At 69.0% G+C, this 19950-nt stretch carries 23 protein-coding genes, 1 tRNA gene and 1 pseudogene; 9 read left to right on the top strand and 16 right to left on the bottom strand.

Annotation, left to right across the window (positions count from 1 at the left end; all coding sequences use genetic code 11):
• Positions 1 to 55: 55 nt before the first annotated feature.
• The 7 genes and pseudogenes from HII36_RS43000 to HII36_RS59370 all read right to left on the bottom strand — a co-directional run.
• A complete protein-coding gene (locus tag HII36_RS43000) occupies positions 56 to 607 on the bottom strand; it encodes a hypothetical protein (RefSeq protein WP_173529112.1) in 552 nt (183 codons plus the stop codon).
• A complete protein-coding gene (locus HII36_RS42995; protein ID WP_173529111.1) occupies positions 604 to 1275 on the bottom strand; it encodes a hypothetical protein in 672 nt (223 codons plus the stop codon). The genes HII36_RS43000 and HII36_RS42995 overlap by 4 nt, the downstream gene beginning before the upstream one ends.
• 193 nt (positions 1276 to 1468) lie before the next feature.
• On the bottom strand, positions 1469 to 2374 hold the full coding sequence (locus tag HII36_RS42990; RefSeq protein WP_173529110.1) for a hypothetical protein: 906 nt from the start codon (positions 2372 to 2374) through the stop codon (positions 1469 to 1471).
• Positions 2374 to 2559 carry a hypothetical protein gene (locus HII36_RS42985; RefSeq protein ID WP_173529109.1) on the bottom strand — a complete coding sequence of 62 codons (186 nt, stop codon included), beginning with the start codon at positions 2557 to 2559 and terminating at the stop codon, positions 2374 to 2376. Before HII36_RS42985 ends, HII36_RS42990 begins: the two co-directional genes overlap by 1 nt.
• On the bottom strand, positions 2559 to 2930 hold the full coding sequence (locus tag HII36_RS42980) for a hypothetical protein (RefSeq protein ID WP_173529108.1): 372 nt from the start codon (positions 2928 to 2930) through the stop codon (positions 2559 to 2561). Before HII36_RS42980 ends, HII36_RS42985 begins: the two co-directional genes overlap by 1 nt.
• 68 nt (positions 2931 to 2998) lie before the next feature.
• The gene (locus HII36_RS57320; RefSeq protein ID WP_236004501.1) at positions 2999 to 3355 is read right to left on the bottom strand and encodes a hypothetical protein; all 357 of its coding nucleotides are present in this window, start codon (positions 3353 to 3355) and stop codon (positions 2999 to 3001) included.
• A gap of 33 nt (positions 3356 to 3388) precedes the next feature.
• A pseudogene (locus HII36_RS59370) lies at positions 3389 to 3586 on the bottom strand (helix-turn-helix domain-containing protein); the annotation flags it as partial.
• A gap of 228 nt (positions 3587 to 3814) precedes the next feature.
• Here HII36_RS59370 and HII36_RS42970 point away from each other — a divergent pair.
• From HII36_RS42970 to HII36_RS42960, 3 genes are all read left to right on the top strand, one after another.
• The gene (locus HII36_RS42970; RefSeq protein ID WP_173529106.1) at positions 3815 to 4279 is read left to right on the top strand and encodes a hypothetical protein; all 465 of its coding nucleotides are present in this window, start codon (positions 3815 to 3817) and stop codon (positions 4277 to 4279) included.
• Positions 4280 to 4422: 143 nt separating this feature from the next.
• The gene (locus HII36_RS42965) at positions 4423 to 4845 is read left to right on the top strand and encodes a hypothetical protein (protein ID WP_173529105.1); all 423 of its coding nucleotides are present in this window, start codon (positions 4423 to 4425) and stop codon (positions 4843 to 4845) included.
• A 38-nt stretch (positions 4846 to 4883) separates the two neighbouring features.
• Positions 4884 to 6575: a phage integrase central domain-containing protein gene (locus HII36_RS42960; protein ID WP_173529104.1), complete on the top strand. Its 1692-nt coding sequence runs from the start codon at positions 4884 to 4886 to the stop codon at positions 6573 to 6575.
• A 22-nt stretch (positions 6576 to 6597) separates the two neighbouring features.
• Here the strand turns inward: HII36_RS42960 and HII36_RS42955 are convergent.
• From HII36_RS42955 to galU, 7 genes are all read right to left on the bottom strand, one after another.
• Positions 6598 to 6671: transfer RNA gene (locus HII36_RS42955), tRNA-Ala, on the bottom strand.
• A gap of 50 nt (positions 6672 to 6721) precedes the next feature.
• Complete coding sequence (sepX, locus tag HII36_RS42950) at positions 6722 to 7309, bottom strand: divisome protein SepX/GlpR (RefSeq protein ID WP_173529103.1); 588 nt, start codon at positions 7307 to 7309, stop codon at positions 6722 to 6724.
• Between the two features lie 124 nt (positions 7310 to 7433).
• Positions 7434 to 8087 (bottom strand): GNAT family N-acetyltransferase, encoded by a 654-nt coding sequence (locus tag HII36_RS42945; RefSeq protein ID WP_173529116.1) that lies wholly within the window; start codon positions 8085 to 8087, stop codon positions 7434 to 7436.
• A 58-nt stretch (positions 8088 to 8145) separates the two neighbouring features.
• The gene (locus tag HII36_RS42940; RefSeq protein ID WP_173529102.1) at positions 8146 to 8619 is read right to left on the bottom strand and encodes a MogA/MoaB family molybdenum cofactor biosynthesis protein; all 474 of its coding nucleotides are present in this window, start codon (positions 8617 to 8619) and stop codon (positions 8146 to 8148) included.
• A complete protein-coding gene (gene moaC / locus HII36_RS42935; RefSeq protein ID WP_217370673.1) occupies positions 8619 to 9095 on the bottom strand; it encodes a cyclic pyranopterin monophosphate synthase MoaC in 477 nt (158 codons plus the stop codon). Before moaC ends, HII36_RS42940 begins: the two co-directional genes overlap by 1 nt.
• Positions 9092 to 10279 carry a molybdotransferase-like divisome protein Glp gene (gene glp, locus HII36_RS42930; RefSeq protein ID WP_173529101.1) on the bottom strand — a complete coding sequence of 396 codons (1188 nt, stop codon included), beginning with the start codon at positions 10277 to 10279 and terminating at the stop codon, positions 9092 to 9094. The genes moaC and glp overlap by 4 nt, the downstream gene beginning before the upstream one ends.
• Positions 10266 to 11168, bottom strand: a complete 903-nt coding sequence (gene galU / locus HII36_RS42925) for a UTP--glucose-1-phosphate uridylyltransferase GalU (RefSeq protein WP_173529100.1) — start codon at positions 11166 to 11168, stop codon at positions 10266 to 10268. The genes glp and galU overlap by 14 nt, the downstream gene beginning before the upstream one ends.
• A 25-nt stretch (positions 11169 to 11193) precedes the next feature.
• Between galU and HII36_RS42920 the strand changes: the two genes are divergently transcribed.
• The 3 genes from HII36_RS42920 to HII36_RS42910 all read left to right on the top strand — a co-directional run bounded on the left by HII36_RS42920 (position 11194) and on the right by HII36_RS42910 (position 13664).
• The gene (locus tag HII36_RS42920) at positions 11194 to 11763 is read left to right on the top strand and encodes a 5-formyltetrahydrofolate cyclo-ligase (protein WP_173529099.1); all 570 of its coding nucleotides are present in this window, start codon (positions 11194 to 11196) and stop codon (positions 11761 to 11763) included.
• A 24-nt stretch (positions 11764 to 11787) separates the two neighbouring features.
• The gene (locus HII36_RS42915) at positions 11788 to 13293 is read left to right on the top strand and encodes a potassium/proton antiporter (protein WP_173529098.1); all 1506 of its coding nucleotides are present in this window, start codon (positions 11788 to 11790) and stop codon (positions 13291 to 13293) included.
• A 68-nt stretch (positions 13294 to 13361) separates the two neighbouring features.
• Positions 13362 to 13664: an FmdB family zinc ribbon protein gene (locus HII36_RS42910; protein WP_173529097.1), complete on the top strand. Its 303-nt coding sequence runs from the start codon at positions 13362 to 13364 to the stop codon at positions 13662 to 13664.
• A gap of 72 nt (positions 13665 to 13736) precedes the next feature.
• Here the strand turns inward: HII36_RS42910 and HII36_RS42905 are convergent, their stop codons facing one another.
• Positions 13737 to 15767, bottom strand: coding sequence for an MFS transporter (locus HII36_RS42905; RefSeq protein WP_173529096.1), 2031 nt, complete (start codon positions 15765 to 15767; stop codon positions 13737 to 13739).
• A 111-nt stretch (positions 15768 to 15878) separates the two neighbouring features.
• On the opposite strand from HII36_RS42905, the gene HII36_RS42900 reads away from it, so the two are divergent.
• The 3 genes from HII36_RS42900 to mscL are packed head-to-tail and all read left to right on the top strand — an operon-like array spanning position 15879 to position 17682.
• Positions 15879 to 16685: an S-methyl-5'-thioadenosine phosphorylase gene (locus HII36_RS42900; protein WP_173529095.1), complete on the top strand. Its 807-nt coding sequence runs from the start codon at positions 15879 to 15881 to the stop codon at positions 16683 to 16685.
• On the top strand, positions 16682 to 17260 hold the full coding sequence (locus HII36_RS42895; protein ID WP_328808147.1) for an SAF domain-containing protein: 579 nt from the start codon (positions 16682 to 16684) through the stop codon (positions 17258 to 17260). The genes HII36_RS42900 and HII36_RS42895 overlap by 4 nt, the downstream gene beginning before the upstream one ends.
• 23 nt (positions 17261 to 17283) lie before the next feature.
• Positions 17284 to 17682: a large conductance mechanosensitive channel protein MscL gene (gene mscL, locus HII36_RS42890; protein ID WP_173529094.1), complete on the top strand. Its 399-nt coding sequence runs from the start codon at positions 17284 to 17286 to the stop codon at positions 17680 to 17682.
• Here mscL and HII36_RS42885 read toward each other — a convergent pair.
• Positions 17679 to 18674: a D-alanyl-D-alanine carboxypeptidase family protein gene (locus tag HII36_RS42885; RefSeq protein ID WP_328808146.1), complete on the bottom strand. Its 996-nt coding sequence runs from the start codon at positions 18672 to 18674 to the stop codon at positions 17679 to 17681. The two genes, mscL and HII36_RS42885, sit on opposite strands and share 4 nt — an antisense overlap.
• Between the last annotated feature and the right edge of the window lie 1276 nt (positions 18675 to 19950).

Genomic DNA, 19950 nt, shown 5'->3' with positions numbered 1-19950 from the left:
GTGGGGGTGACCCGCCGCCCCACGGTGGGGGCGGCGGGCGCGATGGCCTGCGCGGTCACTCGGCCGCCCTGGCGAACCCAGCAGCGACAGCGGCGCGGGCGGCCTTCTCCGCCAGCTCGGGGTTGACGCCGGTACTGATGATCGCGTTCGCCAACGCCTTCACGTCCGCTTCGGTCGCGTCGGCCTCGATCAGGTCGGCAGCAGCAGCGAGAGTCGCGGCCAGGCTGCGGGCGTCATCGGGGTGGAAGTACTGGGACTTGTCCTTGATCTCGACCTCGGGGCCACTGATCCAGCCCTCGGAGCGCACCACGTCGGGGCTCGGCCGGTCGAGGATGATCGGCGCGGGCTGGCCAGCGGCCTCGTACAGCTTGCGCACCACGTCGGGCAGGTCGGCGGACGGGTGGATGCGAAGGGAGTCGCCCTCAGCGTCGGTGTGCTTGTGCTCGACGGGCTTGGGCAGGCCGGCGGCCTCGCGGATGGCGTCGAGGATCGCGGGCACCTGCTCGCGGGGCATGTGGGCGGCGTTGCTGTCGATGAAGACCCCAGCGGTCTTTGTCGAGCGCTCGATCACCAGGTGGTCGCCGTGCACGTCCTTGAAGGTGGTCACTTGGTCTCCTCGGTGGGCAGGGTGATACCGGCCTTGAGCAGGGCGCGGGCAACATCGGTCGAGAGCGTGTGCTCTCGGAGGGCCTCAGCGAGCAGCTCGTCCAACTGCATGACTGCCTCGGCAGGCGGGTCGGCGTCGAGCGCCATGGCGGCCAGCACCGCCGCAGCGCTGAGCATCTCCGCCGAGCTGAGGTAACCGCGGGTGCTGCCGTAAGCGGCGATGCGGTCGCCCCGACGCACGAAGGTCAGCGCGCCGCCGAGCGTGAACTCCCGGACCGGCACGTGGTTCCACCAGGCCGGCCGAGCGAGCATGAGCGGCGGCTCGACACCGACGGAGCGGTAGAGCGCGTCCACAATGCCGGGCAGGTCATCGAGGGTGACATACACGCCCTGCGACTCGACGTACGCCGTCTCGGGACGGTGGTTCGACTGGCGAACGCTCAGCACGTCGCCGCAACCGTCAGCGTGCTTGCCCAAGGGCTCGCTCGGCATCTCCTGGCCAGCGGCCCTGTAGAGGGCGGCCACGAGCTCGGGCAACTGACGCCGGACGAAGCGGCCCGTCCTTCCGTTGAGAGACAGGGAGATCCCGTCCTCGGTGTTGGGAGTCCTCGCGGCTCGGAAGGTACCGCCCGAGGTGGTCGTGATCGTGGTGTCGGTGTTCTTGCCCATCAAGCACCGCCCTTCCCCTGGCAGAGGGCACAGCCCGGGCAGGCAGGGTGCTCGCCCTCGGGGTGATCCCACGCGACGGGGCCACCGGTGTACTCGTGGCCGCCGCGATGAGCGACGGCAGCGTGGTAGATAGCGCCGGCGGGCTCGTAGCGCTTGGGGTCGTAATCACGATTAGCGGTGGGGAGGATGGCCATCAGGCACCGCCCTCGACCAGGTCGACGACCTCGGCCCACCGGTCCGACACCGCGCGCAGGAGCGTCTTGTCACGCTCCATGGCGGCGGTCGCCGACTCCCACAGGCCCTCGTCGCGGAACTGCTCGATCTCAGCCGAGATCAGCGCATCCAGCGTGGTCGGGTCGAGCGCGTCCAGCTCCCACGACGAGCGGCCGTGCTCCCGGATGTAGCCAGTCGCGCGGGAGTCGGTCAGCTTGGCCGGGTTCGGCGGCGGGTTGTACCTGCGAACCTGGTCCATGTTCAGCGCGATCCGCCGCACGTCCACGGTGGCGCCGAACAGCCCGAACCGCTCCTCGATGTCGCGCGTCATGTCCACGCCGCTGGGGTCGTGGTCGCCGAGGTGGATGACGACGCACTTCTTGCCGTCTTCCTGGTGGTCGATCATGCGGCGGGCGGCCCGCCACAGCTCCGACTGGCTGGTGTAGCCACGGCAGGAGAAGTAGTCGACGTCGTAGCGCTGGGCCGTCCTGCCGATCACGCCGGAAAGGGCGTCCTTCTCGACCCACACCTCGACGCGGTACGGCTGGAGCGCCCACCGGTCGGTCATGTAGCCAGCCGCCGAGCTGCTGATGATCTCGTCAGGCGAGTCCCAGTGGCCCAGCCCTCGCAGGCCGCGCGTCCGGTCGATGACGTGGTACCAGTCCAGCTCACCGGCCAAGCGGGCGTCGTTGATGATCGACCCCAGCCGCTTGTACGACTGCTGGGTGTTGGGGATCAGGTCGGCGGCGACGAACCGGTAGTAGAGCTGACGCAACGTCAGGTCGAGGCCCTGCATGGCGTAGTCGCGGCAAAACCGGTCAGCCTGGGCGATGATCGCCTGATGGGCGGGGGTGAACGTCTTGGGGACGTAGCAGATGCGCGGCATCAGATGCTCCGGGGGGCGTAGGGGGACGCGAAGAACAGGGCGCCGGTCTTGGCGCGGATGCCGGGCTCGTCAGCCCAGTCGAACGTGAACGGGTCGAGCCACAGCTCGGCCGGCAGGTCCGGAGCGGCGAGGTCGGCCAGGTCGGCCGCCGCGCGGCGGCCGACGAGGCGGGAGAGGACGCTCATCACGTGAGCGCCTTGGCGAGCAGCTCGGCGTCGTCCAGGTCCTCCGCGTCCAACCCGAGCCACACCGTCACGCGAGCGCTCCCACGCTGGCCATCGGCGCGCAACTGCCCGCCCAAGCTGGTGGTGTAGCGGAGCACCTCCCACGACACCTCCGTGAGATGCTCGGCGTATGCGCGGATGGCGTCGCGGTTCTCCAAGCCGACGCCGGGCATCTGAATCCGGGTGACCAGCTCGTTGGACATGGGCTGGGGGAAGACCTCGTAGACGGCCGGGATGGGAAGCCCAGGGATGCGGGCGAGTTCAGCCAGGGCGTCCAGGGCGGCGGTGTACTGCTCCCCCCTGGTCATGGGCTGCGGTGCGATGATGGTCATGTCCTGCCTCTCTCGGTGGGGACAGCGGGCGTCCAGGGCCGTAGCGGGGCCGGGCGCCCGCGCGCCGTTCAGGCGCTGTAGCGGCGGCCGGGGGTGGCCGTCAGGTCGGTCTTGCTCGCGGCGGCCGTGCGCGTGGCGCGGCGGCTGCGGGTGGCGGGGAGCGGCGTCGGCTCGACAACCGGGGCGGCCGGGTCCTCGGCGGGCTCCTCAGGAAGCACGGTCTTGCCCCGGGCGTGCGCGGCGATGACCGCGCCAAGCTGAGCGTCCGTGTAGTGGACCTTGTTGCCGATCAGGGTGTGCTCGTAGCCGCGCGTGGCGAGCTCCTCCAGGAGGTTCGCGGTCGCCCGACCGCCGATGCGGGCGGCGCCCTCGGCCGGCGTGTAGCACCGGTACGAGGGGGGCGGCTCCTGACGCTCGGGGGCCATAGTTGTATTACCGGCGCCGCCAATGATTTGCGTCACAGTTGAGTCAAGCGCGGCGGCCAGAGCCTTGAGCATTTTGGCCGTCGTGGCGCGGTTGCCACGCTCAAGGTGACTCAGGTGCTGCCTGGTGATTCCGAGGCGTTCGGCCAGCTCATCCATGCTCAGACCGGCCGCCTCTCGCAGGGCGCGGATGCGTGCGCCCTGCGCTTGGCGAGGGTTAGTGACGGGACTCACACAGGACACATTAGGACTCAAGAAGACTCAGGCGCAACCTGAGTCCCGATTGCGGTTTGGTCGCGTAGGACTCAAAATGACTCACAGCGGTGACGCACCAGGCGCGCGGAGACTGGGAATGGGGGCGCGCGTATGGATTGACCTGCAAGAAGTGGCAGCGAGTAAGGTTTTCTTACTCGACAGTCATGGACTCACATCACGACTCACAGAGCGGATCCAGGATCTGACATGGACGCCCCCACGCAACGCGAGGCGTGGCAGCGCCTCGGCACACTACTCCGCGCCCGCCGGGCGGAGATCGACCCTCGATACAAGAACCGAGCCTTGTTCTGCGAGGAACGTGGCATGACCCCCCGTGTCATCTCCGACCTTGAAGGAGCCCGGCGTCGCAACTTCGAACCCGAGACGCTACGCCTCATCGAAATCGCCTACGAACTAGCCCCAGGAGCCATCACCGACGCGACGAAAGGCACGCCCGTTGACTGCCTACGCACCGCCACGCCACCACGGGAACGCTCAGCGAGGATCTCCACCGAGGCCGGCGTGCTGATCGTGCCCGGGCTGGGCGAGCTGCCCCCCGCCGGCCAGCGAGTCGTCCAGGAGCAAGCGGAACGGCTCACAAGCGACATCGCCCGGCTACTCAAGGAAGGCGGAACGATCGACGGCTTGACACTCCCCCCCCAGGAGGACTGAGATATCCGGGCGCATCCCCCGAAAGATCGCGCTCTCTTTTGCTCTGGTGTTCGGATACCTGTCTCATGTAGAACTTTTGTGATTAAAAGACGCACGATCACGCACGATTCGCGCAAACTACGCGCAGCTCCTAGGGACCGCCCGTGAAGAGTTTCCAAATCGTCCTCGCCTCCTCCGACCAGCTGATGGGCCGACTGGTGAGCGTATTCGTCAGCAAGTCGGAGGAGGAGGGGGTGACGACCCTGATCCACATCGACCACATCGAGCGCGATGCGATCCCTAGCGTGGTCAAGGCCGTCCGTAAAGGGTTCGAGGGCTTCCGCCTGCTGCCCGAACCCGTCGCCGACCCCACGACGCCGTTCCAGCTCATCGTCGACGCCGACACCGAAACCCCCGAGATGCGACTCACTCCCGGCGGGCTCATCGAGTACCTGCCCAAGGACGTGATCAGCGCCGAGCTGGAGGCGCAGGCCGCGCAGGCCGCCGCTGATCTGCTGTGCTTCTACGCGCCTCCCGCCAACTACCGCGGACGCGGTCCCCGGAAGGGGGTGCCGCCCAGCCTGTAGGCCTCACCCGAGGCCAGAGAGGAAACCGAGAGGAACTGATGGCACATCCCGAGTACAGAGGGAAGGACCGGCACGGGCGCGACCGCTGGCGCGTCAAGTGGCCGAGGCCCGGGGAGCCGGGCAAGTACGACTCCGCCAGCCACGACGACCACGGCGAGCCGTTCCTGACGGAGAAGGCCGCCCAGGACTACGGCGACGAGCAGGAACGCGAGATCCGCAAGGGCCGGTACAAGGACCCGCGCCGAGGTCAGATCACCTTCAAGGAATGGTCCGAGACGTGGTACGACTCCCTTGACCTGGAGCGTTCCACGATGCGGAAGTACAAGCGGATGCTCAAGGGCCACATCATGAAGCGATTCGGGCACCTGGCGCTGGTCGCCATCGCGCCCGAGATGGTCGGCCCGTGGGAGCGCAGCATCGTCGCAGCCGGGTACAAGCCGCGCACCGCGAAGGACGCCCGCGCCACGCTGATCACGGTCCTGAACGCCGCGAAGCGTGCCGGCCACATCGACACCAACCCGGCCGAGCGGGTGCGCGGCACCGGCCGGAAGGGGCGGAGCCGCGTCGAGGAATGGGAGCAGGCGGAGAAGGTGTGGCCGACCCCGTTCCAGGCGCTCATCATCGCCGAGCGGGTCGCCGTCCTGTCCGGGAGGTGGACTGATTTCCTGCTGGTGCTGCTCGCGTTCTACACGGGCGCACGCTGGTCGGAGGCGATCGCGGTCACGCCCGAGGCTGTGAAGGACCGGGGGATCGTCCACCTGCATTGGAAGATCTACGAGACCGAGGAGGGAGATTTCTACTGGGGCCGCCCGAAGGACGGCAGCATCCGCGACGTGCACGTCCCGATGTGGCTGTGGGAGATGCTCCAGCTCGCCGCGGCCGAGGCACGCCGCTGCGGGTGCACGGTGCCCGAGGACCAGCCGCACGACCCGCTCGCGCCCTGGTGCGACGGATCGCGGCGCGTGCTGTTCCTCACCTCCTCACGGCATCACTCCCGCTCCGATTTCCGGCGCCTCTACCTGCGGCCGGCCGCTGACGGCTGGTACCCGGAGCGCGGCGGCACGTACGGGCGGGACGCCAAGCCGGTGCTCGCGGATGCGTCCCGGCACTGGCCTGGGGTGCCGCTCGCGCCCTGGGCGGCGGCCGAGGAGGGCAAGCCGTTCGCGCCGTGGCCGACGCCCGAGGCGGGCAAGCCGTGGGAGCGTCCCCGGATGCTGTTCTACCGGCAGGGCTGGGGGCCGAAGGAGGTCAACAGCCGGTCCGCGCGTGCCGCGCTGGCCGCGTACGCGGTCGCTCAGGGCGCCGACGAGGCGATCGTGGCGCGCATGAAGCGGGACGCGTTGTTGGACGCGTACGTGCGGCCGTGCCCTGACGCGCTGGTGCAGTGGACGCCGGTCTGTACGGACCTGACGTTCCACGGGACGCGGCACGGCCATCAGACGATGATGGACAACGGCGGCCTCAAGAAGGCGTTCAAGGTCTCGCGGATGGGTCACACTGACGGGTCCATGTCGGCCAACTACGGCCACGTGACGGCCGAGATGATCTCAGAGGGGCTCGATCTCTTCACTCGGTTGTGGGAGTCGTCTCTCCAGCGGCGGTTCGAGCTGTCGCCGCGCTCGATGGTGCCGGTGCTCGACGCGGCGCTCGGGGTCTACCGGGACAGCGTGGTCACTCCGCTGTTCTCCCAGAATCCTCCCAAAAACGAAAGAGGCCGCCTCTCCAGCTAGGAGAAACGGCCTCTGACCTGGGTGGAGATGAGGGGATTCGAACCCCTGACCCCTTCGATGCGAACGAAGTGCGCTACCGGACTGCGCTACATCCCCAACAACCTCGACTAGGTTAGCAAACTCCCAGGGGTCCTCGCGCCACCCTTTCAGTCCCCCACCGCTCGCTTGGGTGGTTCCGCGTACTGGTCGAAGAGGATGTCGGCGTTCAGCGGGGCGAGATCGATGATTTCCGCCTCCGCCTGTTCGGCCGCGCGGCGCTGTTGTTCGCGCAGGCGGCGGGCGTGTTCCGCGCGGGCGCGCTGGGCGCGCTGGCGACGTTCGCGGTCCACCTGGACGGCGATACGGAGAAACGCCAGGTACGCCAGCATGATGACCCCGGACGGCGCCACGCCCCACCACGGGATCATCTTGACCGCGGCCGTCACCACCGAGGCGATCACCAGCAGGGCGGTGAAGAAGAGCAGGCGTCTGCGGCGGGCGACGATGATGGCGCGGCGGCGGTAGCGGAACTGCCGGACGTCGACCTTCTCGACCTCGGTCGGCGGGGTGCCGTCATCCTCGTCCGCCTCGGACGGGTCGAGGTTGTCGAGGTCCGGGAGCTGGTGTTCGCCGGTGTAGTGCTCTTCCAGTTCGGCCAGCTCAGCGAGGTTCGTCTTGTCCCGGCGCAGCCACATCGGGACCAGGACGCAGAGCCACATGATCACGATGGCCAGGTAGAGGAGAGCACCGCTCACGGGCACCTCCGGGCAGCACGAAAACGCGTGTGTCTCCTTCGCGTCTTCGATGTGCTCACGTCACGCACCGTAAGACCGCGTGTCACTGATTGACGAGCATTCGGTGCGGTGTGTCGCGAGATCGTCAAACCTCTTCCACTGGAGACCCACCGTGAGCGGCTGACTCACGAGCGCGACGCCACTGTACGAGCAGGCCGCCCGGAACGTCCTCGACGGTCAGCGCGTAGCAGATGTGATCGCGCCAGGCTCCGTCGATGTGAAGCTGACGGCGGCGGACGCCTTCTTCCCTGAACCCGAGCTTCTCCACCACTCTACGACTGGCCTGGTTCTCGGGGCGGATGTTCGCCTCGACCCGATGCAATCCGGTGGTGAAGAAACAGTGGTCGACGGCCATGGCGAGCGCGGTCGGCGTGATGCCCTGACCGGCCAGGCCGCCGTCGATCCAGTAGCCGACCTGGGCGGAACGGGCGGATCCCCACACGATGGCGCCGATCGTGAGCTGCCCGGCGAACCGGCCGCCGTACGTGATCACCCAGGGCAGCGCCATCCCCTGCCTGGCCTCGCGGCGCAGGGTGCCGACCATGGAGACGTACGGTCCGAGCCCCGTTCTGAACAGCGGTGTCTCCGGATTGCTCGGCTCCCACGGCCGCAGCCAGTCGGCGTTGCGCAGCCTGGTCTCGCGCCAGACCCGCACGTCGCTCAGCCGTAGCGGCCGGAGGCCTACCGTGCCTTCGTTGAGAGTCGCCGGCCAGCCACGAAGTCGATCCACATCTCTCATCATCCCCCTATCGGGCAGGATGTCGCCACGGATCACTGTGGGGCAGACCGAAACATGGTCAGCGCGGGTGGTCGCCGCCTCTGATCTGGTCGACCGCGTGCCGCAGGATGGGCCCGAGTACGGCGACGCCGTCGCGTACGCCGCCGGAGGAACCGGGCAGATTCACGATCAGCGTGTGGCCGGCCTGCCCCGCGAGCCCCCGGGACAACACGGACGTAGGCACCTTGTCGCGATTCGCCTGCCTGATGGCCTCCGCTATGCCAGGAATTTCGCGAGAAATCACCCGGGACGTCATCTCCGGCGTCAGGTCCATCGGCGTCAGCCCGGTGCCGCCGGTGGTGACGATGACGTCGAATCCCCCAGAAACGCCGTCGCGCAGCGCCTGCTCGACCGGCTCGCCATCGGGCACCACCACCGGCCCCTCGACCTCGCAGCCGGCCTCGGCCAGCAACTCGGCCAGCAATGGCCCTGATTTATCGGCATAAATCCCGGCCGAAGCCCGGTTCGACACCGTGATCACCAGGGCCCGCATCACTGGGAATCCCTCGTCCACAGGCCGGTCTTGCCGCCGACCTTCTCCTCCACCCGCACGTCCGTGATCACCGCGGCCGGATCGACCGCCTTCACCATGTCGATCAGGGCGAGCGCGGCCACCGTCACCGCGGTCAGCGCCTCCATCTCCACGCCCGTGCGATCGGCCGTCTTGACCCGGCAGGTGATCGCGACGCCCTGGTCCTCGACGTCGAGCGTGACCTTCACGCCGTGCAGGGCGATCGGATGGCAGAGCGGAATCAGGTCGGGTGTCCGCTTCGCCCCCATGATGCCGGCGATCCGCGCCACGCCCAGCGCGTCTCCCTTGGGCACCTCGCCCGACCGCAGCAGCTCCACCACCTGCGGCGACAGCAGCACCCGCCCGGTGGCGGTCGCGCTGCGCACGGAGACGTCCTTGGCCGAGACGTCGACCATGCGGGCCGCGCCGGTCTCGTCGATGTGGGTCAGCTCGCTCAAAGCCTGATCACCTCCACAGCGGCGCCCGCCGGCACCGAAGTCACGTTCTCGGGCACCACGATCAACGCGTTCGCCGAGGCCAGCGCGGCGAGCTGGTGCGATCCCTGGCCGTGCACCGGCGAGACGGACCCGTCGGCGCTCAGCACCCCGCGCAGGAACGAGCGCCGGCCGTCGGGGGACCGCAGCGGCCCCGTGACCTGCGCCCGCACGGTCTCGGGCACCGCGGCGGGCAGCCCGCGCATCTTGTCGAGCGCGGGACGGACGAACAGCATGAACGACACGAACGACGACACCGGATTGCCCGGCAACGCGAAGATCGGCACCTGGTCCTCGCCCAGTACGCCGAACCCCTGCGGCATGCCCGGCTGCATCGCCACCTTGTCGAAGCGGACCGTGCCGAGCGGCGACAGGGCCTCCTTGACCGGCTCGTACGCCCCCATCGACACCCCGCCGCTGGTGATGATCGCGTCGGCGCGTACCAGCTGGGAGTCGAGCTGGTCGAGGAAGACGGCCGGGTCGTCGCCGACGCCGCCCACGCGGAAGCCGTCGGCACCGCACTCGCGCACGGCGGCGGTCAGCGTGTAGCTGTTGGAATCCCAGATCTGCCCCGGCCCCAGCGGCGAGCCGGGCTCGACCAGCTCGGCGCCGGTCGAGATGACCACCACGCGCGGCCGCGGACGCACCCAGACGCGCCGGCGGCCCACGCCGGCGATGATGCCGAGCTGGGCGGGACCGATCGGCGTGCCCGGTTTGAGCACCACCTCACCGGCCTGGACGTCTTCACCGGTCCGCCGGATCGCGTTGCCCACCTCGACCGGCCGGTCGATGGTCACCGACGCGGTGCCGCCGTCGGTCCACTCCACCGGGACGACGGCGTCGGCCCCGGCGGGCACGGGCGCCCCGGTCATGATGCGGACGGTGTGGCCGGGGCCGACGGCACGCAGCTCGTCGGACCCGGCCGCGACGTCGTCGATCACCGGCAACGTCACGGGCACGGCGGAGACGTCAACGGCCCGGACGGCGTATCCGTCCATGGCCGAGTTGTCGAAGGGCGGCAACGGCACCGGCGAGGTCACTTCCTCGGCCAGCACCGTTCCCAGCGCCCGCTCAAGCTCCAGCTCGAGCGGGGCCAGCGGACGCACAGTGGCCAGGATCTCGGCCAGATGCGCATCAACCGATCTCATCGAGGAACTCCCGCAGCCACGGCACGAACTCGGGCGCCAGATCCTCCCGATCGGCCGCGAACTTCACCACCGTGCGCAGATAGTCCAGCTTGTCGCCGGTGTCGTAGCGGCGTCCCCTGAACAGCACGCCGTGCACGGGACCGCCGTCGTCACCGCCGCGCCCGGCCAGCGTGCGCAGCGCGTCGGTCAACTGGATCTCGTCGCCGCGCCCCGGCGGGGTGTTCTCCAGCACCTCGAACACGGCCGGGTCCAGCACATAGCGCCCGATGATCGCCCAGTTGGACGGCGCCTCGTCGGCCGGCGGCTTCTCCACCAGGTCGGTCACGCGGACCACGTCTTCCTGGTCGGTGGCCTCGATGGTGGCCACGCCGTACAGGGAGACCTGTTCCCTGGGCACCTCCATCAGGGCGATGACGCTGCCGCCGAAGGTGTCGCGCACCTCGATCATGCGTTGCAGCAGCAGGTCACGCCGGTCGATCAAGTCGTCACCGAGCAAGCACGCGAACGGGTGGTCGCCGACGTGGTGCTTGGCGCACAACACCGCGTGCCCGAGCCCCTTCGGCTCACCCTGACGCACGTAATGCAGCGTCGCGAGCGAGGCGGGCTCGCGGACCTGGGACAACCGGTGCTCATCACCCTTGGCCTCAAGGGCCTCCTCCAGCTCGAAGGCGCGGTCGAAATGGTCTTCGATGGACCGCTTGCCCTTACTGGTGACCATGAGCACGTCGAGGAGCCCCGCGGAGGCGGCCTCCTCGACGACATACTGGATCGCGGGCTTGTCGACGATGGGCAACATCTCCTTGGGTGTCGCCTTGGTCGCCGGAAGAAACCGGGTGCCCAGACCCGCGGCGGGCACGACAGCTTTCGTCACAGGGTCGAAGTCAGCCATGAAGTAGACCCTAGTGGAGGTACCTGTGGACAAGTTGAACCTGCGCCGCGAGCTGCTTTCGGCGCGTACCTCCCTCTCCCCCGAACAACTGCGCGCAAACGCCACCAAGGTTCGCGAAACCCTGCTCGAACAACCCTGGGTCCAGATGGCCGGTCTGGTGGCCTGCTACTGGTCGACGGGCACCGAGCCCAGCACCCACGGACTGGTGTTCGCTCTGTGGAAACATGGAGCCACCGTTATCCTCCCCGTGCTCCAGGACGACGACGATCTCGACTGGGCCGTCTACGACGGGCCCGACACCCTCGCGCCCGGCCGCTTCGGCATCATGGAGCCGGTCGACACCCGTCGCGGCGTCGACGCCGTACGCACCGCCGCGCTGGTGATCGTGCCCGCGCTGGCCGTCGACAGGACATCCGGCGGGCGGCTCGGCCGCGGCGGCGGCTCCTACGACCGCGCGCTGGCCAGGGTGGGCCCGAACGTCCCGACCGTGGCGCTGCTGCACGACGGCGAGCTGATCGACGGGGTGCCCGCCGAGCCCCACGACCACGGGGTCCGCTATGCCGTGACTCCAAGTGGACTCACTAGTCTTAGGTGAACGCGGGTACAAGAGGGAGACTTGATGGCGCTTGATGTCTGGCTTCTTCTTGGTGCCGGAATCGTCATCGCCGCCATCGCCGCCGTCCGCGTCGCCCATCGCAGTGGTCTGCCCAGTCTTCTCCTGTTCCTCGGCTTCGGGCTGGTTCTGGGCGATCCGGCGATCGGGATCCAGTTCGCGAACCCGGAGGTCGCCCAGCAGATCGGCCTGACCGCGCTGGCGGTGATCCTGGCCGAGGGTGGTTTGACCACGACCTGGTCGCATGTGCGGCGATCCGTACCGCTGGCCCTGATTCTCGCCACCGTGGGGGTGGCGGTGAGCGTCTTCGTGGTCGCGCTCACCGTCCAGGGATTGCTGGGGTTCGACGCGAGAAGCGCGCTGATCCTCGGCGCGGTGCTGGCCTCCACCGACGCCGCGGCTGTCTTCTCGGTGCTGCGCAGGCTGCCGCTGCCACCGCGGCTGGCCGGCGTGCTGGAGGCGGAGTCCGGGTTCAACGACGCGCCCGCCGTGATCGCGGTCATGCTGCTGAGCAGCAGCGCGAGCGCCTCGGCCGGCTTCGGCACGTTCCTGCTGGAAACCGTGGTCGAGCTGGTCATCGGCACCGCCGTCGGCCTGGCCGTGGGCCCGGCGGGTGCGTACGCGCTGCGCCGCGTCGCGCTGCCGGCGTCCGGTCTGTACCCGATCGCCGTGCTCGCGCTCGCCTTCGTGTCGTACGGCGGCGCGGTGCTGCTGCACGGATCCGGATTCCTGGCCGTCTATCTGACCGCTCTGATCATGGGCAATTCGCGGCTTCCGCACCGGGCGGCCACCAGGGGTTTCGCGGAAGGAGCCGCGTGGCTGGCCCAGATCGGGCTGTTCGTGATGCTCGGGATCGTGGCCGATCCGAGCGAGCTGCCCGCCGCCGTCGTGCCCGGCGTGATCGCGGGAACGGTGCTGGTGCTGCTGGCCAGGCCGTTGTCCGTGATGGCCAGCGCGCTGGTGGCCAGAGTGGTACGGCTGGGCCAGGTGAGCTGGCGCGAGCAGGCGTTCCTGTCGTGGGCCGGGCTGCGCGGCGCGGTGCCCATCGTGCTGGCCACGATCCCCTGGGCGGCCGAGGTCGAGGGCTCCAAGGACATCTTCAACCAGGTCTTCGTGATCGTCATCGTGTTCACCCTGCTCCAGGGGCCCACGCTGCCGTTCGTGGCCCGCGTGCTCGGCGTGGCCGCGCCCGGCGAGGCGCACGACCTGGCCGTGGAATCGGCGCCGCTGGAGGAGCTGAACGCCGACCTGCTGCAGGTCAAGATCCCGCCTGGCTCGCTGCTGCACGGCGTGGAGATCTTCGAGCTCCGGCTGCCCGCGGGAGCCGCCGTGACACTGGTGGTACGCGACGGCAAATCCTTCGTGCCCACCAGCACCACCAGGGTCCGGGTGGAGGACCAGCTTCTGCTCGTCACCACCGCCGCCTGCCGCGACCAGGTCGAACGCCGGCTGCGCGCGGTGAGCCGCAGCGGCAAGCTCGCCGGATGGTTCGGCGAGCGGGGGTTGGAATAGGCGTTTGACCGAATCGGTTACCATTAGCAGTCGCATCGCTCGAGTGCCAGAATCTGAAGGAGGAGCGCGTGCCGACCTACCAGTACGCCTGCAACGACTGCGGTGAGCAGCTCGAAGTCGTTCAGAAGTTCACCGACGATGCGCTGACCGTGTGCCCCGCATGCGAGGGCAACCTGCGCAAGGTCTTCTCGGCCGTGGGCATCGTGTTCAAGGGATCGGGCTTCTACCGCACCGACAACCGGTCTTCTTCCACGTCCGGGTCCACGGCGGCGTCGTCCTCGTCTTCCTCGAAGACCTCGGAGAGCAAGCCCGCGGAGTCGACCTCGTCGTCGTCCACGCCGGCCGCCGCTCCCGCCGCCGCGGCGAGCTGAGCGCGCTCCACCCTTCGCGTGAGAGCCTCGCGGGCCGCGAGGCTCTTTCCGCATGCCCGGCCTCGGCCCATGTCAGCGGCGTGGACGGTCGGCGTACGCGCCGAGCAGTTCCGGTGCGATCCGGTCGAGCAGCTGCTCCAGCTGCGGGTTCGGCCCCCAGTCGGCCACCAGCCTGCTCAGTCCCTCACGCGAGCTGCGCAGCATCCGCAGAGCCGCCTCGTCTCCCCGCGTGGTCAGCCGCAGCGACTCCCCGTCCTCCGATCGCCGCACGTATCCCGCCGCGATCAGCTGATCCACGTACGGCCGCCCGTGTGCCCTGCTGACGTTCGCGCGGCGGGCCAGGTCCTCCGCCTTCACCCAGCCCTCGCCGCCCAGTCTGGCGATCACCCAGACCCCTTGCGGGGGTATTTCTGACAGCCCGGCCAGCGTGCCCAGTCTGGCGTAGTAGCCGCGCCGCAGGTCCGCGTCCGCGAGCCGGACGAGTCCCCGTTCGACCTCGGCCAGCGACGACCGTTCCGCGGACGTGGCGCCCAGCCCTTCGCCCAGGTCGGCGGCCCGCGTCGTCTCCCTGAGCCGCGTCTGCGGGATGAACCAGCTCAACAGGAACGCGACGAACACGATCGGCGCGGCCACCCGGAAGACCGTCGCGATCGAATCGGCGTACACGTGCAGGAACTCGGCGGCGAGCGGCCCGGGCAGCCGCTGGATCACCGTCGGATCCTTCTGGATCTGCCCCGGGTCGAAGCCCGGCGGCAGTCTGGACGTGCTCAGCACCTGACGCAGGTCCTCGCCGAGCCGCGCGGTGAAGACGGACCCGAGCGTGGCGACCCCGAACGAGCCGCCGATCGAGCGGAAGAACGTCGCGCCCGAGGTGGCGACCCCGAGATCCTTGAAGTCGACCGCGTTCTGTACCACGATCACCAGGACCTGCATGGTCATCCCCAGCCCGATGCCCAGAATCAGCAGGTAGGTCCCGAACATCAGCATGCTGCTGTGTTCGCTGAGCGTGGAGAGCAGGAACATCCCGACGGTCGCGATGGCGGTGCCGCCGATGGGGAGAAACCGGTATTTGCCGCTCTTGCTGATGATCTGCCCGCTCACGATCGACATCGTGAGCATCCCGGCCATCATCGGCAGCAGATACACCCCGGACAAGGTCGCGCTCACCCCGTGCACCACCTGCAGGAACAGCGGCAGGTACGTGAGCGCGCCGAACATCCCGAACCCCACCACGAACCCGACGATCGACGACATCGTGAACGCCCGATGCGCGAACAGCCCGAGCGGCATCACCGGTTCGGCCGCGCGCCGCTCCACGAGCACCCAGCCGGCCAGCAGCAGCACGGCCGCCACCACCAGGCCCAGGATGACCGGATCCGTCCATGCGTAGGTGGTGCCGCCCCACGTGCTGACCAGGACGAGACAGGACGTCGCCCCGCCGAGCAACACCACCCCGGCGTAGTCGATGCGGTGTTTGGTACGGGTTTCGTCGCTCGGCAGCACCGCGGCGATCACGACCAGCGCGAGCGCGCCGAGCGGCAGGTTGATGTAGAAGACCCAGTGCCAGGACAGTTGGTCGACGAACAAGCCCCCGAGCAGCGGCCCGACGATGCTGGACACCGCGAAGACGGCGCCGAAGAAGCCCTGGTACCTGCCTCTTTCCCGGGCGGAGACGACGTCGCCCACGATGGCCTGGGCCAGCACCATCAGCCCGCCGCCGCCCAGTCCCTGGATCGACCTGAACGCGATCAGTTGCCCCATGCTCTGGCTCAGCCCGCACAGCGCCGACCCGGCGAGGAAGATGACGATCGCCGCGATGAACAGGCGTTTTCGTCCGAACTGGTCGCCCAGTTTGCCCCACAGCGGGGTGGAAACGGTGGAGGCGAGCATGTAGCCCGTCACCACCCACGCCAGGTGTTCGAGCCCGCCCAGGTCGCCCACGATGGTGGGCAGGGCCGTGGACACGATGGTCTGGTCGAGCGCGGCCAGCAGCATGCCGAGCATCAGCGCGACGATGATCAGGCCGAGGCCCTTGCGCCGACCCGCCTGCCGCGGGTCGGGCTGTGGGTCGCGCCACGTGTCGCGCTGCGCTTTGTGCCGCATGCGAAGATTCTACGCTTTGTATCCACAGCGCTACTCGGCGGAGTCGGGGTTGTCCACAGAACCGGGTTCCGCGGCTGATGGGCGTTCGACGATGCGGCTACTCTCGGCGCCATGGTCACTCGTGCAGACATCGGCGTCATCGGCGGCTCGGGCTTCTACTCCCTGCTCGACGACGCGGAGGAGATCGAACTCACCACGCCTTACGGGCCACCGAGCGACGTCGTCACGGTCGGCAGGATCGGTTCGCGGTCGGTGGCGTTCATTCCGCGGCACGGGCGGGATCACCGCTTTCCGCCGCACCGCATCCCCTATCGCGCCAATCTCTGGGCGCTGCGATCGCTCGGCGTGCGCCAGGTGCTCGCGCCGAGCGCCGTGGGCTCGCTGCGTGCCGAGTACGGTCCGGGGGCGATGGTGATCCCCGACCAGCTCGTCGACCGCACTTCCGGCCGGGTCCAGACCTATTACGACATCGACGGCACGGTCCACGTGTCGTTCGCCGACCCGTACTGCGCCTCCGGCCGCGCGGTGGCCGTGTCAGCGGCGCGCGCTGGCGGCTGGGAGACCGTCGACGGCGGCACGCTGGTGGTGATCGAGGGCCCGCGCTTCTCCACCAGGGCGGAGTCGCAGTGGTTCGCGGGCAATGGCTGGACGATCGTCGGTATGACCGGCTTCCCCGAGGCGGTGCTCGCCCGCGAGCTGGCCCTCTGCTACACCTCGCTCTCCCTGGTCACCGACCACGACGCCGGGGTCGAGGCCGGCGAGGGGGTCACGCACGACGAGGTGCTGGAGTTCTTCGCGCAGAACGTCACGCGCATGCGCACGCTGGTGTCGGACACGGTCCAGGCGCTGCCCGAGGAGCGCGAGTGCGCCTGCGGTTCCGCGCTCGACGGCATCAAGCTGCCCTTCGAGCTGCCGTGATCCGCGCCTGGCTACGGCGTTGCGGCCGCCGCCGCAGGCTCATCGCGGCCGTGCTGGCCGGTTTCGGGGTGTTGTGCGGATTTATCGCCATGCGTCCCGATCCGGGGTCCACGGTCCTCGTGGCGGCCCGCGACCTGTCGCCAGGCGTGCTCCGGCCGGGCGACCTGCGCCCGGCCGCACTCCCCCATCCGCCCGGCGGCGCCGTCCGCTCCGCCGCGGCCGGCCAGGTGCTGGCCACTCCCATGCGCAAAGGAGAGCCGCTCACCGACGTCCGCCTGCTCCGCACGTTCCCCCTCCCCGCGGGCACGGTCGCCACTCCGGTACGCATCGCCGACGCCGACGCCGCCCATCTGATCTCCGCCGGCTCGACGATCGGCGTGCTGGCGTCCTGGGGTGACGGGCAGCCGGCGCAGCTCGTCGCGGACGACGTCACCGTGCTCAGCGTCCCGACACGCGCGAAAGACGACCACGGCGCCCTGGTCGTCCTGGCCACCACCCCAGCTCAGGCGGGCCATCTGGCCGCCGCCCAGACCTCCGGCCGCCTGTCGATCACCATCAAACCTCACTTACGGTAATCGCTCGGCTACGATCCTTTGCCATGAACGGATTCAAGAAGTTCCTCATGCAGGGGAACGTCATCGACCTGGCCGTCGCGGTGGTGATCGGGGCGGCCTTCAACTCGATCGTCCAGTCGTTCGTGGCCGACCTGCTCACGCCGCTCATCTCGGCCTTCGGCGGACTGCCCGACTTCTCGTCACTCAAGATCACCATCGGCGAGTCCAACTTCATGTACGGCAAGTTCATGAACGCGGTCATCTCGTTCCTGATGGTCGCCTCGGTGATCTACTTCCTGGTCGTCAAGCCGTACACGCATCTCAAGTCACGCACGTCGGCCAAGGTCGAGACCACCACGCGTGACTGCCCCGAGTGCCTGTCGGAGATCCCCAAGGCGGCCTCCCGCTGCGCCTTCTGCAGCGCGCAGGTCGTCCCGGCCTAGAGCAGCGAGTCCATCGACGGATCGTACTCCCAGTGCCACGGCTCGAACGGGCTGCTGTAGGCCCAGGCAGGATGGAACCAGCCGTACTTCTTGGAGTTCCGCTCCATCCAGGTGAACTCCGCGGAGCGGAACCTCTCCACCCCGCCGCACAGGTCTACGGCCAGCCCGAGTCCGTGGTTGCTCCGGCCGGGCACGGCCGCGAACCCCGGCCGCCGGTAGTAGATCGACTGCTGCTCGGCCAGGTTCCGGTAGGCGTCGGTGACACACATCGGCTTGCCGAACCGCTTCCGGTAGGCCTCGTTCAGGCTCACGAACGCGATGGTGGCGTCAGCCCTGAGGCTGAACCCCTTCTGCTGCAACGGACAGAGCATGCCCTTCGGGATCAGCCCGTTCGGATAGTCACCGGCCTGCGACGCCAGCAGCGGATTGCACCCGAGCGCCGCCCGCCCCACCTTGTCGATCTTGATACCGAGCTTCACCAGCGCCGCGGTCAACGACTTCACGATCTTGTCCGAACGCTGCCTGAGCGTGTCGATCTCCGCCGCCATCTGCGCCTCGGCCAGCAGGTTGCTCGCCCTGAGCTCCTGCGCCTCGCCGGCCAGCCGCTCGGCCTCCTGATACAGCACGCTGGTCTGCTCCACGACCTGCTGCCGCAGCGTCACGATGTGGGACGCGTCGCTGAGCGCCCGCAACGTACCCGTGGTCGCGTCGCCCGACAGGAACGGCACCACCCCGTCGGCTGCCACGGGCTGCTGGTAGAGCAGCCCGGCCAACTGCGACACCGGCCGCCGCATCACGGCCAGCCGCCGATCGAGCTCCTGCAGCGCGGTCAGCTTCTCCTTGAGCTGCTTCTCCGCCGCCTCGAAGTTCGCCCGCCGCTTCTCCAGCGCCTTCGTGGCCTCTTCGAGCTCCTTGGCCGACCGCTCGGCCTCTTTACGCAGCTCGGTCAGGTTTCCCGGGTCGGCCGCCTGCTGCTGACCGCCGACCGACACCGCGACACCTCCCGCGTTCGCCGAGACCCGCGTCGAGTCCAGCAGCGGTACCGGGGCGGGAATCTCGGTCGGCGCGGGAGCCTCCGCCGGCGAGGCAGCCTTTGACAGCGAGGCTGTTTTTGACAGTGAAGCTGTTTTGGACAGCGAGCCAGCCTTTGACAGCGAGCCAGCCACAGACAACGGGGCTGCCACAAACAGTGGCGCAGCCACAGACAGCGGGGCAGACCCGGACAACGGGGCAGCCTCCGCCGGCGCGGAGCCCGGACGTATCGCGGCGGCGAGACCCGTTCCGGCCTGAGCATGAGCGGGACCCACGACAAAAGAAGCCACCGCCATGACGACCGCGATCAGACCCGCTGATCGAGGGGATGGCACGTTCGACTCCTCCGTTTGCAAACTCGTTACCCGGGTCAGGCACGCACGTTACTACAGCCCCCCGAGTGCCCGGACCCAACTCGGACGAGCGGCTATGACACAAGAATTGAACTTTGTCCCACGCCCTTCCGCGGCCGCCGACCGGGAAGGCCCTGCGTGCCGACGATTCACTCCACCGCCCAGTAGCCCCTCACCAACTCACGGCCAGGAACGCCTGCGGCCTGGAGGCGGCCGGCGCGTGGCTCCGATCGACGACCGGGAACGCCTGGCATCGGCAGACGGCCGGGAACCGCTGTGCCCGGCAGGCAACCGGGGACGTCCGTAGCCAGTTGGCGGCCGGAGACGCGCGTGCCCGACTGGCGGCTAGCGACACCTGGCGCCGGTTGGCGGCAGGCGAGGTCGGCAGGGGTGCGGCACCTCCGCTCGGCGGGACGACGGCGAACCGATCGGGGCGGGCGGTGACCGCTCAGCTCATCACACACGACCGACCCCACCCCCACGGCCTGCCACAACGCACCCCTGACAGAGACCGCCGCCCGTAGGTCCTTGACGACGCGACACCAACCGACACCGCCCAGCCCAGCCCAGGCGTGGTGAGGACGGAGTCCTTGGGAGAGCCCGCTCGACCAGCCAGAGCCTCGGAACGCGCCTCCAGCAGCCACCACCCGCCCAGCCGGAGCGCCAGGAAGGCGATTCCGACAGGCCCGCCAGCCCGCCAACTTTCGTGACGACGCGGCTCTTCGGGCTCGTGAGGCCTCCGAGGCTCTGAGCGCTCTGGATGCTCTGTGTGCTCGGGTCCTGGGAGTTCCAACCCGTGTCGCACAGCAGTAGCGACCATGCCCCCCAACCGAACCGTCCAGAACCAGCCTCCACCCCAGCCCGCCGAAGGACCCACACCGCC

Origin of the sequence: Nonomuraea antri (assembly GCF_013283785.1) — a bacterium.
GTDB lineage: Bacteria > Actinomycetota > Actinomycetes > Streptosporangiales > Streptosporangiaceae > Nonomuraea > Nonomuraea antri.
Note: the sequence above shows the minus strand (reverse complement) of the source record. Positions and strands in the feature narration are given on the sequence as shown.